At 66.5% G+C, this 15,394-nt stretch carries 12 protein-coding genes; 5 read left to right on the top strand and 7 right to left on the bottom strand.

The genetic code is table 11. The features are described from left to right. Positions 1-271 precede the first annotated feature (271 nt). Positions 272-586, top strand: coding sequence for a helicase (locus tag H0X91_RS29505; protein ID WP_069352310.1), 315 nt, complete (start codon positions 272-274; stop codon positions 584-586). A gap of 180 nt (positions 587-766) precedes the next feature. Here the strand turns inward: H0X91_RS29505 and H0X91_RS29500 are convergent, their stop codons facing one another. The 3 genes from H0X91_RS29500 to H0X91_RS29490 form a co-directional block, all read right to left on the bottom strand. Then, positions 767-1,780, bottom strand: coding sequence for a hypothetical protein (locus H0X91_RS29500; protein ID WP_196433580.1), 1,014 nt, complete (start codon positions 1,778-1,780; stop codon positions 767-769). A gap of 106 nt (positions 1,781-1,886) precedes the next feature. Then, positions 1,887-3,122 carry a S53 family peptidase gene (locus tag H0X91_RS29495; RefSeq protein WP_077057002.1) on the bottom strand — a complete coding sequence of 412 codons (1,236 nt, stop codon included), beginning with the start codon at positions 3,120-3,122 and terminating at the stop codon, positions 1,887-1,889. 33 nt (positions 3,123-3,155) lie between these two features. Then, entirely contained in the window at positions 3,156-5,294 is a 2,139-nt protein-coding gene (locus H0X91_RS29490; RefSeq protein WP_006493282.1) for a polysaccharide deacetylase family protein, read from the bottom strand. Between the two features lie 559 nt (positions 5,295-5,853). Here H0X91_RS29490 and H0X91_RS29485 point away from each other — a divergent pair. The 3 genes from H0X91_RS29485 to dctA all read left to right on the top strand — a co-directional run bounded on the left by H0X91_RS29485 (position 5,854) and on the right by dctA (position 8,487). Next, complete coding sequence (locus H0X91_RS29485; RefSeq protein ID WP_006481878.1) at positions 5,854-6,045, top strand: hypothetical protein; 192 nt, start codon at positions 5,854-5,856, stop codon at positions 6,043-6,045. Between the two features lie 155 nt (positions 6,046-6,200). Further along, complete coding sequence (locus H0X91_RS29480; RefSeq protein ID WP_059722994.1) at positions 6,201-7,124, top strand: LysR family transcriptional regulator; 924 nt, start codon at positions 6,201-6,203, stop codon at positions 7,122-7,124. Between the two features lie 34 nt (positions 7,125-7,158). Beyond that, complete coding sequence (gene dctA / locus H0X91_RS29475; protein WP_196433579.1) at positions 7,159-8,487, top strand: C4-dicarboxylate transporter DctA; 1,329 nt, start codon at positions 7,159-7,161, stop codon at positions 8,485-8,487. Between the two features lie 24 nt (positions 8,488-8,511). On the opposite strand, the gene H0X91_RS29470 is transcribed toward dctA, so the two are convergent. Together H0X91_RS29470 and H0X91_RS29465 are read right to left on the bottom strand one after the other, a co-directional pair. After that, entirely contained in the window at positions 8,512-9,294 is a 783-nt protein-coding gene (locus tag H0X91_RS29470) for a substrate-binding domain-containing protein (protein WP_006481888.1), read from the bottom strand. Between the two features lie 58 nt (positions 9,295-9,352). Further along, entirely contained in the window at positions 9,353-10,648 is a 1,296-nt protein-coding gene (locus H0X91_RS29465) for an MFS transporter (protein WP_006481900.1), read from the bottom strand. Between the two features lie 326 nt (positions 10,649-10,974). On the opposite strand from H0X91_RS29465, the gene H0X91_RS29460 reads away from it, so the two are divergent. Continuing rightward, positions 10,975-12,495 (top strand): GGDEF domain-containing protein, encoded by a 1,521-nt coding sequence (locus tag H0X91_RS29460; protein WP_196433578.1) that lies wholly within the window; start codon positions 10,975-10,977, stop codon positions 12,493-12,495. A gap of 105 nt (positions 12,496-12,600) precedes the next feature. Here H0X91_RS29460 and H0X91_RS29455 read toward each other — a convergent pair whose 3' ends face one another. Beyond that, positions 12,601-13,788 carry a M20 aminoacylase family protein gene (locus H0X91_RS29455; protein WP_006498169.1) on the bottom strand — a complete coding sequence of 396 codons (1,188 nt, stop codon included), beginning with the start codon at positions 13,786-13,788 and terminating at the stop codon, positions 12,601-12,603. 69 nt (positions 13,789-13,857) lie between these two features. Next, positions 13,858-15,327, bottom strand: a complete 1,470-nt coding sequence (locus H0X91_RS29450) for an aldehyde dehydrogenase family protein (RefSeq protein WP_006498168.1) — start codon at positions 15,325-15,327, stop codon at positions 13,858-13,860. Between the last annotated feature and the right edge of the window lie 67 nt (positions 15,328-15,394).

Below are 15,394 nucleotides of genomic sequence, written 5' to 3'. Positions count from 1 at the left end.
CCTGCCCGTTCAAGCTCCGCTCTTCGACTCCGCGAAATCTGTAACCCGAAAGAGACGAACCCTGAACCCTTCAAAACACGACATTTCTATTTAGCCGCCGCTACGACATCTTGAAATGGCTACGACATGGGGTCGAAATCGACAACCTCCATCTTCAGTATCACGTCGTGTGCAACGTAATGCTCCCGGCGTGGCGGCGACCCGCCGAGGACGGTTTCCAGCGGATCCGCGCGCAGCGTTAGAATAGCGCCCCTTCTCACAGGAGACGAAAATGTCCTGGTTCGTTTACGAAGTGCCCGAATACCACGAAGACGCTGCGCGCATCGAGCCCTTGAGCGACCTGCGCAGCCGTGTGCTGAAAGTCAACGGCCCGGCCATGGCCGACGAGCTGGAAAGCGTTCGGGAGAACGCCGCGGCGGCAGCGGACACGCCCGAGCGCCCGTTGCGTACGCCGGAAAATCCGCATGTTTTCCCGATTCCTTACGCCGATTCCATGATTCTGGTCGGCTTCATCTTCGATCTGAAGCGCGAATTCCGGCAACTGATCGTGTCGCCCGTGGAAATGCCCTGGCTGAAAGACGCGTAAAAGGCGGCCGGAACGGAAGTTAGCGTTCGAGCGATCGTGATAAGCAGGATGACATAACACTGACGGCAAACGGCGGTTTGAAAAAAGCCCGCCACGCGTGATGGTCGCGACACACCCGCGCCGTCTTTGCGTCGGACGCGCATCGTCGATCGGCCCGAGGAAGTCGCGGACGTCACACCGTCAGAAATTGCGCGCCAGGCCGACCATGAACATGTCCTGGTCCTTGTTGTTACCGGTTGCGACGCGATTGAAGCGCAAGCTCGCCGCCCAATCGTTCGTGACCTGATAGGTCACCAGCGCGCTGAGCAACGCATTGAGCCTCGTTTTGCGCGAGACCTCGTCCCGGTCATGCGACAGATACGGACCGACACCGGCCGAAAGCGTCCATTTGCTCTTGATCGGCGCGACGTACCAGAATTGCGCGGCCACGCCCCTTCGGCCCGCGACGCCATTGTTGCCTTCGTACACGAAGCTCGCCGAATAGGCCCACGCATTGCCGAACGGTCGTTTGACTTCGATCATGTAGCCCTTTTCGATCGGTACTTGGGGGCGGTTCGTCTGCGACGTCCCGGCCCAAACGCTCACCTGCGTCTTGCCGTCCGACAGCGCCGGGCCAGGATCGCCGCCAAAATCCGAGCCGATGCCGAACAGCACCGCGTCGGAATTGAATCCGCTGAACATCTGGACGTGGTTGTACTGCAGCTTGAGGAAGAAGCGATTGGGCACGAGGTAATACCGCACCGCTGCCGACGCACGCACGCCCCAGCGCTTTTCATTGCGCGCCTGATTGTCGACATGCGTGGTGTCCATGCTGAAATACGGCCCGGCCGACAGTTCGAGCGCCACGCGACCGCCGACCGGCCAACGAAACGAGCCCAGCGCGGCGAAGCCGTCACGGTGGTGATCCAGCGGATGCCCCTCGTTCAGATACGCGAGGTAGACCGACAGGTAGTCGTTCAGGACGTCGCCGAAGCCGACTTCGTAGGCGCGCCAATGCATGTCGCCCCCCTCGGTCGCGCGTCCGTCGCCATACACCGCATAGGCGTTGATCGTTCTTTCCGATGGCTTGAAGTCGATCGGAAAGCTCGACGCACTGTCCTCGGCATGTGCGTTGCCCGGGCCAGCAAGCATGGCCAGACCGGCGATCGAACTCGTGAGGATGACGCGCGAATAGATGCGACGGTACGGTCCCATTTGCCCTCCCTCGCCTTGATAACCGCGACTTCCCGGACAAGCTGATGGCGATTATAGGAGGCCGCGAGGGATGGAGCCAGCCCGCGCTCTTCCGCTGCGGTACGCGTCACGGCGCGGCGATCAACGCCTGGACCAGATTGGCGGCCATCGGGCGCCCGAGGCCGGTTACGTAGTCGTATCCGGTTGTCGCAGTGCAAAGCGCGCCGCATGCGCCGTTCGAACCGCTGACGATGTCGCGGAAGTTCGCCGCGTAGGCGCTGGCGGCGAGCCCGTACAGCACGGTCTGGAGCGCGCTCACCGCGTTCAGCGTCGTCTTGCCGTGCGCGATGCGCAAGCTGTTCGCGATCGCGATCAACGCGGACCATTGCGGTGCGCCCGCGCTCGTGCCGCCGACCACGAACCACCCGCCCTGCCCCGCATAGCCGTACGAATCGTAGACAGCGAAGCCGGATGCCGGATCTGCGTCATAGGCGACGTCGGGCAGCCCGCGCAAGCCGAGGCTATCCGACGGAATCCGGAAGTTCGACTGATACGTCGGCTCCGTCTCGACGGCGCTCTGTCCGCCGCCACTGCCGGCCCATGCCGTTTCGCCGGCATAGGCGCCGCTCGCATCGGTCGCGATCGACGTGCCGCCGACGCTCAGCACGTACGGCGACGCGGCCGGGTAGTCGATCCCGTTGCCGCCGTCGCCGGACGCTGCGACGAACGACACGCCGTTCGCGCTGGCGAACTGCCCGTCGAATTGCGTTTCGGCCAGGAACTCCCCGCTCCCCCAACTGATCGACACGACCTTCGCACCGACCCCGCCCGGGGCCGGACTCGTCGCGAGCGCGATCGCGCTCATCAGGTCATCGAGCGAGCTCGATGCGGCTTCGACCAGCACGATCCGCGCATTCGGTGCGATCGCGTGCGCCCACTGCACGTCGAGCGAACTCTCGAGCGCCCACAGTGCGTCGGGCGGCGGCGGACGCTTGTCGGCGGTCGCGTACACCTTCGTGAAGCAGCGCGGCGACGCGCACGGCGGCAGGCCGAACGTGCGGCTGAACGTTCGCAGATCCGCCACGACGTTCGGGTTGTCGTACGCATCGACGATCGCGACGACCTGATCGTCGCCACCGTAGCCGCGCGCCGGCAATTGATCGAACCCGTAGAAACGGCGGATCTGCTGCGGTGACAGGCCGGCCGGATTCCGTTTCGCGGCGCCGTGCAGATGGAGCGGCGGCCGTGCAAACCCGCGCGGCGCGCGCGGTGAGGACTGTGCGAACGACACGCCGCACAAGAGCGCGACGCTCGCCGAAACGACCAGCATTCGCAGCGCACGCGCAAACGAAGCTCGCTTCATGATGTTCCCCGTTGGTCAAGGCGCCGGCGCGCGTCAATGCGCCTTCGCGCTCGTGAACGACAGCGACTTGCCCGTGCCCGCGATGACCAGCCAGTTGACCGGATCGGTGCTCACGATCGTTGCGCTTCCGCTTTTCACGCTTGGCATCTGGTACGTGCTCTTCGGCAGCAGCCAGGTCATGTCCTGCAGGCTGCTCGGGTGCGTCGCGCTGAACGTCCAGCCGGTGCCGGTGTCGGTCGCCGTCCAGTTCACGAGCAGACGGCGCCGGTCGAACTGCGTGAGCTGATCCATCGTGAACCACTTGAACTGGCCGGTCTTCGCGAGCGACGCGGCACGGCTCAGGATTGTCGTGACGACGTTCGGATACCACGACGCGCCGAGCGGATGCATGTAGATCAGTCGGCTCGTGCGGTTTGCGACGACGAAATCCATCAGCGACAGATACCAGTTCTGCACGTCCGCGGTCGGTACCGCGAACTCCTGGAACTCCTCGAACGTCGCGTACTTGCCGAACGGCATCACCGGAAACGCCCAGATGCCGGGATTCAGCAGCGAACCGTTGCGATACGCACGCGTTTGCGCATTGCCGGTATGGCCGGTGAAGTAGTAGCCGGAGTAACCGTTCGATTCGAGCCAGTTCACCGCCCACGTCGGCGTATTGCCTTCCGGCGCCGCCCATTCGATGTCCGGCTTGCCCGTCACCGACTGCACCGCATTGCGGTTCAGCACCAGGTACTGCGTGAACGTGCCCGCGTTCGTTTCGCTGGCGTTCGCCCCCCAGTAGTCGTGCGCCCAGCCGCCGTGGCTGCCGACGTTGTGACCGCGCTTGAGCAGGAACGCGACCAGTTGCTTCGCCTGCGTGTTGTTCGTCAGGTTGATGCCGAGACCATCGCCGATCGTCACGTCGTCAGGGCCGGCCGTCATCACGATCGAATACGGGCCGCTGTTCCAGATACCGTAATTCTTCAGATACTGCGCCGGCTGGATCTGGTCCTCCGCGCAGAAGTGCCAGTTCAGGACCATCCCGGCCTGGGCACGCGGCTGCAGCGACAGGCGCGGCATCGACAGGACGTTCGTCGTGAAGTAACGCAGGAAGCCGTGGATCGGCATGCTGTCGGTTTGTCCGTCGAGATACGCGAGCGGCAGGTTGACGAACATCACGCCGCCGTTTCCATACGCCTGATAGCCGGCGACGAGCCCGAAATTCGGCGACGTCAGCAGCGTCGTGCCGGTATACGTGCCTTGCGTGACGTAGCTCGGATAGGTGAGGAAACCGTAGACGTAGCCGGAGATTCCTTCGAGCACGTCGGTCGTCGCGGCGGGCGACGTGCTCGCGAACGACGTCGCGCCACTCATCGACGGCGATGTCGATGCCGACGACGGCCTCGTCGAGCTCGGCCAGTACGATCCGGAGCCGACCCTTGCGCCGGTCGACACGCGCCCGAGATTCAGCGGCACGCCGGTCATGCGTCCGTTCACCGTCTTGTACGTGAAGTACGCCTGATGGTTGTAACCGGCAAGCCCGCCGGGGTTCGACGTGCTCGGCTGCAGGTAGAGCGGCGGATTCGTCGTCGAGCCGGTCGACGTACTCGACAGGGTGGTGGCCGACGCGGTCGCGGCCGCCGTCGTGCCCGGCCATGTCATCGACTTTCCGGGCGGAATCTGCAGCGCGCGCAACGTGCTGCCCATCCCGGTCACGCTGCCGAGGCCGATCATGTTCCCGCCGAGCGTATCGTAGAGCACGTAGTTGACGCCGGCCATCGAGCTGAAGCGCGATTGCCCGGCCGGATAGAAGCCTGCCGCGTTCAGTACGCCGAAATCATAGACGAGCATCACGCGCCCGCCGTTCAACGCGTAGGTCTGGATGGCGCTCACGAGCGTATCGTCGGCGACCGTATGCACCTGGTCGGGCAGGATGAGGCCCTGGTACTGCTGCAGCGACGTGCCGCCCTGCTTGAATTGCGTGTCGCTGATCAGCGCGATCTGCAGCCCCTCTTCCGCCGCCGAATCGAGCCACGCGGACACCCGCGGGTCCGGCAGCGTGAAGTTGTCCGGCAGCAGCAACAGCAACTGGTTCGACAGTGCGCTCGCTCGCCCGGGTGCCAGCGTCATCAGGCAAACGGAGAAGACGATCAGTACGGCTCGTAGGGTCCGGATTGACTTGGCCAACATTTTTATCTCCCCGTAGAAGGTGGGACGACCGCCGATGCTCGACGCGTCACGGCCCGAGCGTCCCGCTCATCGTCGGCGGGCGGTCTGCGTCGGTCGGGTGGCGCCGTCGGCTGGCGGCGAAGCGCGAACGTGCCGTGTTGTCGGACACCCCGCGACGCATGCGCGTCGAATGGTCGGACGATCACGGGTGCTCGGCGGCTATCGTTCCCACTACGACCGGTGAAGCGAACAACGTGCCAGTCTCGCAACCGCGCCGTCGGGCCGGCCATGGGCAAGGTCGAGCATCCGGGACGCGAAAATCGAGCGCAAAACGTTGCAGCGTCGATACGGCGCCTGTCGCGCGTAATGGAGCGAAGCCGGCGGCCGCGGGCGAGATGGACGATGTGACGCTATTTGGCGCTGTGTCGGCCGGGGCTCGCGCTCGCTGCCGGCCGCGTCGGGCATCGGCAAGCGCGCCGGGCATCAACGGAAAATGATTCTGCCGTGCAACACCGGCGTGGCCCGCGCCTTGCTCGCCTGAACGGTGCGCAACATTCCAGGTTGCGATCAGGAGAGCGAGATGACACGTGAACAGCAACAGACAGGCAAGCAAACCGGCGACGCGAAGCCCGCGGAGAAGCCCGACGACGGGCAGCGAACCTTCGAAACCGATATTTCCGAAACCGGCGACGACGGCACCACGGTGCGCCAGGCGGAGGTTCACGAGGACGACCTGTCCGAGACGAAACCTCCGTCCGATCCGGCTCGCTGAGTGTCCGGAAGCGGCGCGGCCAGCGGGATTACCGCCGGCCGCGCGGCACACCGCGCCGCGCCATCGCTGCCGCGCGAACGACGCAATACGCCGGCTACCGGCGGAATCATGCAAAATGCTCCGCATCTGAAATCCGAGTGGCGGAGCGTGACCCCGTGGGCATCAATTTCGATTTGACGGACTTGCAGGCGTTTCGCGCGGTCGTGGAAACGGGCAGTTTCCGAAAGGCCGCCGATGCGATCAGCCTGTCCCAGCCCGCATTGAGCCGCCGGATCGACAAGCTCGAGGACGCGCTCGGCGTGCGGCTCTTCGAGCGCACCACGCGCCGCGTGACCCTCACCACCGTCGGCCGCGTGTTCGCCCAGAGCGCCGAACAACTGCTCGACGATCTCGACGCCGCGCTGCTCGGCATCCGCGACGTGTCATCGAGCCGCCTCGGCCATGTGACGATCGCCTGCGTGCCGTCGGTCGCCTACTACTTCCTGCCGCCCATCATCGCCCGCTATCATCAGCGTTTTCCGCGCATCCGCGTGAAACTGCTCGACGCCAGCGCGAACGAGGTGCTCGGCGCGGTGATCAGCGGCGAGGCGGATTTCGGCGTGAGCTTCATCGGCAGCCAGGAGGCGGAGATCGAGTTCAAGGTGTTGCTCCAGGAACGGTTCGTCGCCGCCTGCCGCCGCGACCATCCGCTCGCGCGCAAGAAGCGCGTGACCTGGAACGAACTCTACGCGCACGATTACGTATCGGTGGACAAGACGTCCGGTAACCGCCTGCTGCTCGACCAGGCGCTGGCGGCCGTCGCGCCGCGCACGCCGAGCGTCTGCGAAACGCGCCACGTCACGACCCTGCTCGGGCTGATCGAGGCGGGGCTCGGCGTCGCCGCGGTGCCGTCGATGGCGATGCCGGGGCACGACCACCCTGTCATCACGAGCGTGCCGCTCGTCGAACCCGTCGTCAAACGGCGCGTGGGCATCGTCAAGCGGCGCGGGCGCGCGCTGACACCCGCCGCCGAGGCGTTTCACCGGATGGTCGTCGACGCGAAGCGCGGCAGCATCGCCGACAGCGGTACATCGGCATGACGGCGCCGGAACGGAAACGAAGGACGACCGCATCGTGAGGCAGGCCCGGCTGCTCAAATCGCTGTACGTGCAGGTCCTGCTCGCGATGATGCTCGGCATGGGCATCGGCCACGTGTGGCCGGCGGCGGGCGCGATGCTCAAGCCGCTCAGCGACGCGTTCGTCGCGCTGGTGAAGATGACCATCGCGCCGATCGTCTTCTGCACGATCGTGTCGGGCATCACGTCGCTGTCGAACGGGCAGGCCATCGGCCGCACGATCGTGCGGGCGCTCGCGCTCTTCTATCTATTGACCGCCGCCGCGCTCGCGCTCGGGCTCGTCACCGCGTACGTGCTGCAACCGGGCACCGGCATGCACATCGATGTCCATCACCTCGATGCGAACCTCCTCGCCCCGTATGTGAAGCATGCGGCGCCGCCCGGGCTCGTGGCGTTCGCGCTCGGCGTGATCCCGGACACGATGCTCGGCGCGTTCGCGAACGGCGAAGTGTTGCCGGTGTTGCTGCTGTCGCTGTTGTTCGGCTTCTCGCTGAACGCGCACCCGCGGGCCGGCCGGCCCGTTCTCGCGCTGATCGACGGCTTCGCCGAGGTCGTCTTTCGCGTGCTCGCGATGATCATGCGGCTCGCGCCGCTCGGCGCATTCGGTGCGATGGCCTTCACGGTGGGCCGCTTCGGCATCGGCTCGGTCGGCTCGCTGGCGAAGCTGATGATGGCCTTCTACGTGGCCTGCGTGCTGTTCGTCGCGGGCGTGCTTGCACCGCTCGCGCGACTGCACGGCTTCGCGCTGTGGCGGCTGTTGCGCTACCTGCGCGAAGAGTTGCTCATCGTCCTCGCGACCTCGTCCACGGAGCCGGTCCTGCCGCGCCTGATCGTCAAGCTGGAAGCGCTCGGCTGCGACAAGGGCGTCGTCGGCCTCGTGCTGCCGGCCGGCTATTCGTTCAATCTGGACGGTACCGCGATCTACCTGACGCTCGCGGCGTTGTTCATCGCGCAGGCGTGCGACATTCCCCTTTCCGCGTCGCAGATCGCGACGATGCTCGCGATCATGCTCCTCACGTCGAAGGGGGCGGCCGGCGTGTCCGGCAGCGGGCTCGTCGCGCTGGTCGCGACGCTCGCCGTGATGCCCGACCTGCCGGTCGCCGGCGTGGCGCTGCTGGTCGGGATCGACCGCTTCATGTCGGAGGCGCGCGCGCTGACCAGCGTGATCAGCAATGCGTGCGCGGTGATTTTCGTGTCGTCGTGGGAAGGGGCGTGCGATCGTGCGCGGCTTGTGCGGACGCTCGCGATGGCCGGGCCGGCCTCGCCGAACGGAGTCGAGGAAGACGGTATCGCGGCCCATGCGGGCGGGGACGGGAAGGCACGCTGACCCAAGCCTTCCCGTCTCTCCGGCTCAATGAGCCGAAACCGAATCGAGCCCGGTCGATTTCACGTCGCCCTGCACGTCGGGCGATGCGAGATAGTCGAGCAACGCCTTCGCTTCCTGCGGATGCTGCGCGCCGACCGGGATGCCGGCGGCGAAGCGCGTGACGGATTGCAGCGATTCGGGAATCTTGCCGACGAAGGTCGCCCCCTTGACGGGCAGCAGCTCGCTGACCTGCTGGAAGCCGATTTCGTAGTCGCCGTTCGCGACCACCGACGCCACCGGAATCCGCGGGATCATCTTCGCCTTCGACTTCACCTGCTCGTCGATGCCGAGCTTCTTGAACAGTTCGCGCTCGATATACACGCCGCTCGCGCTGTCCGAATAGGCGATCGACTTCGCGTGCAGCAGCACCTGCTTGAGGCCTTCGGCCGTGCTGATGTCGGGCTTGGCCGCGCCGTCGCGCACGACCATGCCGATGCGCGAGTCGGCCAGATCGACGCGGGACCCCGGGATCACCTTGCCCTGCTTGATCAGATCGTCCAGCGCGTAGCCGACCATGATGACGGCGTCGGCGGGCTCGCCGCGCGCGAGCCGGTTCGGAATCGCTTCGGGCGACTTGCCCATCGACGGGCCGAGCGCGGTGTCGAGCGTATTGCCGGTCGTCGACGCGAACCGGGGGCCGAGCACCTTGTAGGCGGCGGTGAAGCCGCCCGAGCTCATCACGTGCAGCTCGGCGGCCTGGACGTTGGCCGCCACCGCCGCGGTGGCGACGAGCGCGGTCGCGCAGCATTTCAGGAGCAGATTTCTCATGGTTGGTCGTGGTCGTACGAATGCGTGGGTGGGATGAACGTTCCGGCCGGGCCCGACATCAATGCGCCGGCGTCAACGTTGCGGCGTGCCGGCGATAGAGCGCGAACGTTGCCAGCAGCGCGCACACCGCGGCGAAGCTCATCCAGTAGCCCGGTGCGGCCTTGTCGCCGGTCATGTGAATGAGCCCGGTCGAGATGGCCGGCGTGAAGCCCCCGAACACGGCCGTCGCGAGGCTGTAGGCGAGCGAAAAGCCCGCGACCCGCACCTGCACCGGCATCACCTCCGTGAGCGCGACGACCATCGCACCGTTATAGATGCCGTACATGAACGAGAGCCAGAGCAGCACGAGCAGCATGTGGGCGAACGACGGCGCGTGCGCAAGGAACGACAGCGCCGGGTAGGCGGTCGCGACGGTGAGCATCGTCATGCCGACCAGCAGCGGCCGGCGGCCGATCCGGTCGGACAGCGCGCCGCCGATCGGCAGCCACACGAAGTTCGACACGCCGACGCAAAGCGTCACGAGCAGGCTGTCGGCGGTGCTCAGGTGCAGCACCGTCTTGCCGAAGGTCGGCGCGTAGACGGTGATCAGATAGAAGCTCGTGGTGGTCATCGCGACCAGCATCATGCCGGCGACCACGACGCCCCAGTTCTGGACCAGCGTACCGAACACTTCCTTCATGCCCGGACGATGCTTGCGTGCCTTGAATTCCTGGGTTTCCTCCAGGTTGCGGCGCAGCATGAAGATGAACGGCACGATCATGCAGCCGACGAAGAACGGCACGCGCCATCCCCAGGCGGCGATCTGCGATGCGCTCAGCCACTGATTGAGCGCGAAACCGAGGGCCGCCGCGATGACGATCGCCACCTGCTGGCTCGCCGATTGCCAGCTCGTGAAGAAGCCCTTGCGGCCAGGCGTCGCCAGCTCGGCCAGATAGACCGAGACGCCGCCCAGTTCGGCGCCTGCGGAGAAGCCCTGCAGCAGCCGGCCGATCAGCACGAGCACGGGCGCCAGCAGCCCGATCGTCGCGTAGCCCGGCACGAACGCGATCAGGATGGTGCCGCTCGCCATGATGGACAGCGTGACGATCAGGCCCTTGCGGCGGCCGACCTCGTCGATGTACGCGCCGAGCACGATCGCACCCAGCGGCCGCATCAGGAAGCCGGCGCCGAACACGGCGAAGGTCATCATCAACGACGCGAACTCGCTTTGCGCGGGGAAGAAGACGTTGGCGATCTGCGTGGCGTAGAAGCCGAACAGGAAGAAGTCGAACTGCTCGAGAAAATTGCCGGCCGTGACGCGAAAGATCGCGGCGGCCTTCGAGCGTTCGGCCGGAAGGCTGGACGAGGGATGCATCGAGGGTGTCTCCTGAAAATCCTGGAATACGCGGGAGGGACTGGTCTGATTGTCGTTTTCCGGCATGTTGGCGCGGTATCGCTCAAACGATAAGTGCGATTTTTGGAACGATTGATGCAGTGTCGTTATCAATAGGCAAACGCTGCGCAGGTCCGGATGGCGATCGGGCATCTCGCTGCGAGGCCGCATACGTTTGCGTCGCCGTGCGATGCCGCCATCGTCGGCGGGCCACCACGCGTGGCCTCGATTTTTTGTTAACCGTGCCGTTAACGAGAATTTGACCCGCGCCGGCGCCATTGCAGCCGGCGTCCCAAACGAGCGCGAGCATGCCCGCATTCACTTCGATCGAGAAAATCGCCGACTGGGCCGGACGCAACCCGCTCGTCGTCGGTGCGTTGGGCACGCTGATGTCGCTCGCGGCGCTCGGGATCAGCGCGGTGACGCTGTGGGCCGCGCGCAGCGAGGTCGTCGAGCACGCGCACGAGACGTCGCGCAACGTCGCGGCCGTGCTGGCGAGCCAGATCTCGAGGACGGTCGAGACGTCGAACAACGCGCTGATCGCGCTGACCGTCGATCTCGGCAAGCCGTCCGTACAGCGCATGGATGCCGGATTGCGGCACGACCTGCTGTTCGAGCGCACCGCGGCGCAGTACGTGACCGGCATGGGCGTGACCGACCGGCACGGCCGGTTGATCGACGGCTGCTGCAGCGCGACCCATCGCTGGGACTTCAGCGATCGCGATTACTTCAAGGTCCATCGCGATGCGGACAATCTCGGTCTCTACGTCTCCCAGCCCTATCGCGCGCGCTCGCGCGGCGACAAGGAGTCCATCGCGCTGTCGCGGCGCATCGAGCGGCCGGATCACGGGTTCGACGGGATCGCGGTCGTCGCCATCGATCTCGCCTATTTCGAGCAGCTTCTGTCCCGCCTCGATGTCGGGCCGAACGGGGTCAGCGCGATCGTGCGCGCGGACGGCACGATCCTCGCGAGAAACCCGTCGTTGAACGACGGCCAGATGAGCCGCCTGCGTCGTTCGACATCCTTCAAGCGGATGGTGAACAGCGAATCGGGCTTCTATCCCGCGCGATCGAGCATCGACGGCACCATGCGGTTGTACACCTACCAGCGGATACCGGGCACCCCGCTGATCGCGGTCGTCGCGCCGGCCGAAAGCGACGTGCTGGCCGGCATCCGGCGCCTGTCGTGGACGGTCGGCGTGTCGGCATCCGTGATCGGCGCATCGTTCTGCGCGGTGGTCTGGCTGCTGGCCTTCGCATTGCGGGACAACTTCCGCAAGCAGACGCTGCTGACCGACCTCAGCCGCACCGATCCGCTGACCGGGCTGCACAATCGCCGCGCGCTCGATACCGCGCTGGCCGACGAATGGGAACGGCTGCAGCGCGGCAGCGGCGGCAGCCTCTCGGTGCTGTTCATCGACGCCGATCACTTCAAGCAGTACAACGACCGGCACGGGCACGCGCTGGGCGACACGGCGCTGCGCTTTCTCGCCGAATGCATCCGCGCGCATACGCGGCGGCGCGGCGACCTCGCCGCGCGCTACGGCGGCGAGGAGTTCGTCGCGGTGTTGCCGGATACCGATGAAAACGGGGCCGCGCGGGTCGCCGACGCGATTCGCCGCGAAGTCGAACGCAACCGGCTCGACGGGTTTGCGGAAACGGTTCCGCCCTTCACCGTCAGCATCGGCTGCGCGACCAGCCGGCGCGCACGGCATGCGTCGGTGCATGCGCTGACGCACGACGCGGACATGGCGCTCTACCGAGCGAAGCGCGAAGGAAGGAATCGTGTGTGTCGCGCGCAGGCGGAGCCGGTCGCGCAGCCGGCGTGAAGCGGGGAAAAGGCATCGGCGCGTAGCGTTCGCCCGGCGGTGCGCCGCGACCTGCCGACGCCCGACAGACCAGCCGTCAACCGGTCCGCCCCCCGCCCCGACGCATCACGACGAGCGCATGAAGTAATGCTGCGCCAGCTCGACCCAGTACCGGACCCCGGCCGGAATGATGTCGTCGTTGAAGTCGTATTTCGGATGATGCAGCGACGGTGCCGTCGCGCCGTCCTGCGCATTGCCGATCAGCACGTACGCGCCCGGCCGCTCCTCCAGCATGAAGCCGAAGTCTTCGGACGTCATGTTCGGCGGCACGTCGCGGGACAGGCGTTCGTCGCCGAACGTCGCGCGAATCACCGCTTCGCACAGCGCCGTCTCGGCCGGCGTATTGACCGTCGCCGGATAGTACTGAAAAAACTCGACGTCGACCTGCGCACCATACGCATGCGCCAACCCCTCGCACGCAAGCCGGACGTCGCGCTGCAACTGCTGCTGCAATGCCGACGACAACGTGCGAATCGTGCCGCGCAGCTCGGCGGTGTCGGGAATCACGTTGTCGGTCGTGCCCGCATGGAACATGCAGACGGAAATGACCGCCGGATCCACCGGGTCCTTGTGCCGCGCGGCGATGGTCTGGCACTGCAGCACCATCGAGCACGCGAGCGGCACGGGATCGATGCCCAGATGCGGCTGCGCCGCGTGCGCGCCCTTGCCCGTGACCGTGATCCTGAAGCGCGAGCCGGCGGCCATGATCGGGCCGGTACGCAATCCGAAATGCCCGGCCGGCAACCCGGGCCAGTTGTGCATGCCGAATACCGCTTCCGTCGGGTATCGCTCGAACAGCCCGTCGTCGATCATCCGGCGCGCGCCCGCGCCGCCCTCTTCGCCCGGCTGAAACACGAAATGGACGGTGCCGGGCAACTGCGGCATTGCCTTCAGCACGCGCGCGGCGCCGAGCAACATCACGGTATGGCCGTCATGGCCGCACGCGTGCATGATTCCGTGCGTGCAAGATGCATGCGCGAAGTCGTTGGCTTCGTGGATCGGCAATGCGTCCAGATCGGCGCGCAGCACGATGCCGCGGCCCGGGTCCGTGCCGGGCAGGCTCGCCACCACGCCCGTGCCGCCCAGCCCGCGCGACACCGCATAGCCGAGCGCCTCAAGCTCGCGGGCGACGACGTCGGCGGTCCGGTGTTCTTCGAATCGCAACTCGGGATGCGCATGCAGGTCGCGGCGCAGCTTTGCCCAGTGCGCGTGATGCGCGTGCAGCGACGGGACGGGAGTGACGGGGTTGTCCAATTTAGGCACCTTCGGAAAGTAGCGGGCTCGCAGCCGTCATGCCGGCGCGTGTCGCGCGCGGCGGCTGGGTCAGTCGTAACAGCCGACGATCGACTTGATCTCCATGTATTCCTCCATCCCTTCGATCCCGTACTCGCGGCCGTTGCCCGACTGCTTGTACCCGCCGAACGGCGCCTGCGGATCCCAGGCCGGGTAGTTCAGATGCACCTGCCCCGCCCGGATGCGGGCGGCCACCGCGCGGACGTGTTCCTTGTCGGTGCCTTGCACATGCGCGCCGAGCCCGTAGACCGTGTCGTTCGCGATGGCGACCGCTTCGTCGACGGTGTCGTACGGCAGGATCGCGAGCACCGGGCCGAAGATCTCCTGCTGCGCGATCGCCATGTCGGTGCGCACGTCGGAGAAAATCGTCGGCCGCGCATAAAAGCCGCGGTCGAGCCCCGCGGGTCGGCCGGGGCCGCCGGCGATCAGTTTCGCGCGTTCGTCGATGCCCACGTCGATCATCTGTGCAACGCGGCCGAACTGCGCGCGATTGGCCAGCGGCCCGTGCGTGGTTGCGTCGTCGAACGGATCGCCGACGACGAGTCCCTGCATCGCCGCGACGGCCAGCGCCTCCACCGCGCCGAGCACGGCGCGCGGCACGATCATGCGGGTCGGCGCGCTGCACGACTGCCCCATGTTGCGGAACGCGGCGGCCACGCCGGGCGGGATCGCACGCGACAGGTCCGCATCCGGCAACACGATATTCGGCGACTTGCCGCCCAGCTCCTGCGCGACGCGCTTGACGGTGGTGGCGGCCGCCTGCGCCACCAGCACGCCGGCCCGCGTCGATCCGGTGATCGACACCATGTCGACCTCCGGGTGCGACGCAAGCGCGGCCCCCACGGTTTCGCCGCTGCCGCTCACGAGATTGAAGACGCCGGCGGGCACGCCCGCATCGGCAATCACTTCCGCGAACAGCAGCGCGCTGAGCGGCGACAGCTCGCTCGGCTTGAGCACGACCGTGCAGCCGGCTGCGAGCGCCGGCCCGACCTTCGCGGTGATCTGGTAGATCGGCCAGTTCCACGGCGTGATCAGCGCGCACACGCCGATCGGCTCGCGGGCGACCGCGGTCGTCCCGCGCCGCTCGACGAACGGGTAGCGCGCGAGGTTGTCGCGTGCGACCCGGATATGTTCGGCCGCGAGCGGCACGTGCGCGCCGCGTGCATAGCCGAGCGGCGCACCCATCTCCAGCGCGAGTGCCGTGGCGAACAACTCGGCGCGTTCCAGCATCAACGCATGGATGCGGTCGAGCAGCGCGGCGCGTTCCTGGGGTGAAGTCGCGGACCAGCGTTCGAACGCGTGGCGCGCGGCCTGCACCGCGCGATCGGCGTCATGTGCGTTCCCGAGCGGGATCTCGCACAGCGTGTCTTCCGTGGACGGGCTGACGACCGCGAACCGGTCACGGCCGTCGGGCATGACCCAGTCGCCGTCGATGAAGAACCGATCCAGCCTTCCGGCTTGCATCAGGCGATGAACCGGTGAATTGACGGGGGAATGCATGGCAGGAATATCCTTGAGTCGATACCGTGCGTCGACGCACGGCGAAAGCCGTGATGGGCCGAAGCAG

Source organism: Burkholderia sp. 9777_1386 (assembly GCF_015712265.1).
Lineage (GTDB): Bacteria > Pseudomonadota > Gammaproteobacteria > Burkholderiales > Burkholderiaceae > Burkholderia > Burkholderia cenocepacia.
Note: the sequence above shows the minus strand (reverse complement) of the source record. Positions and strands in the feature narration are given on the sequence as shown.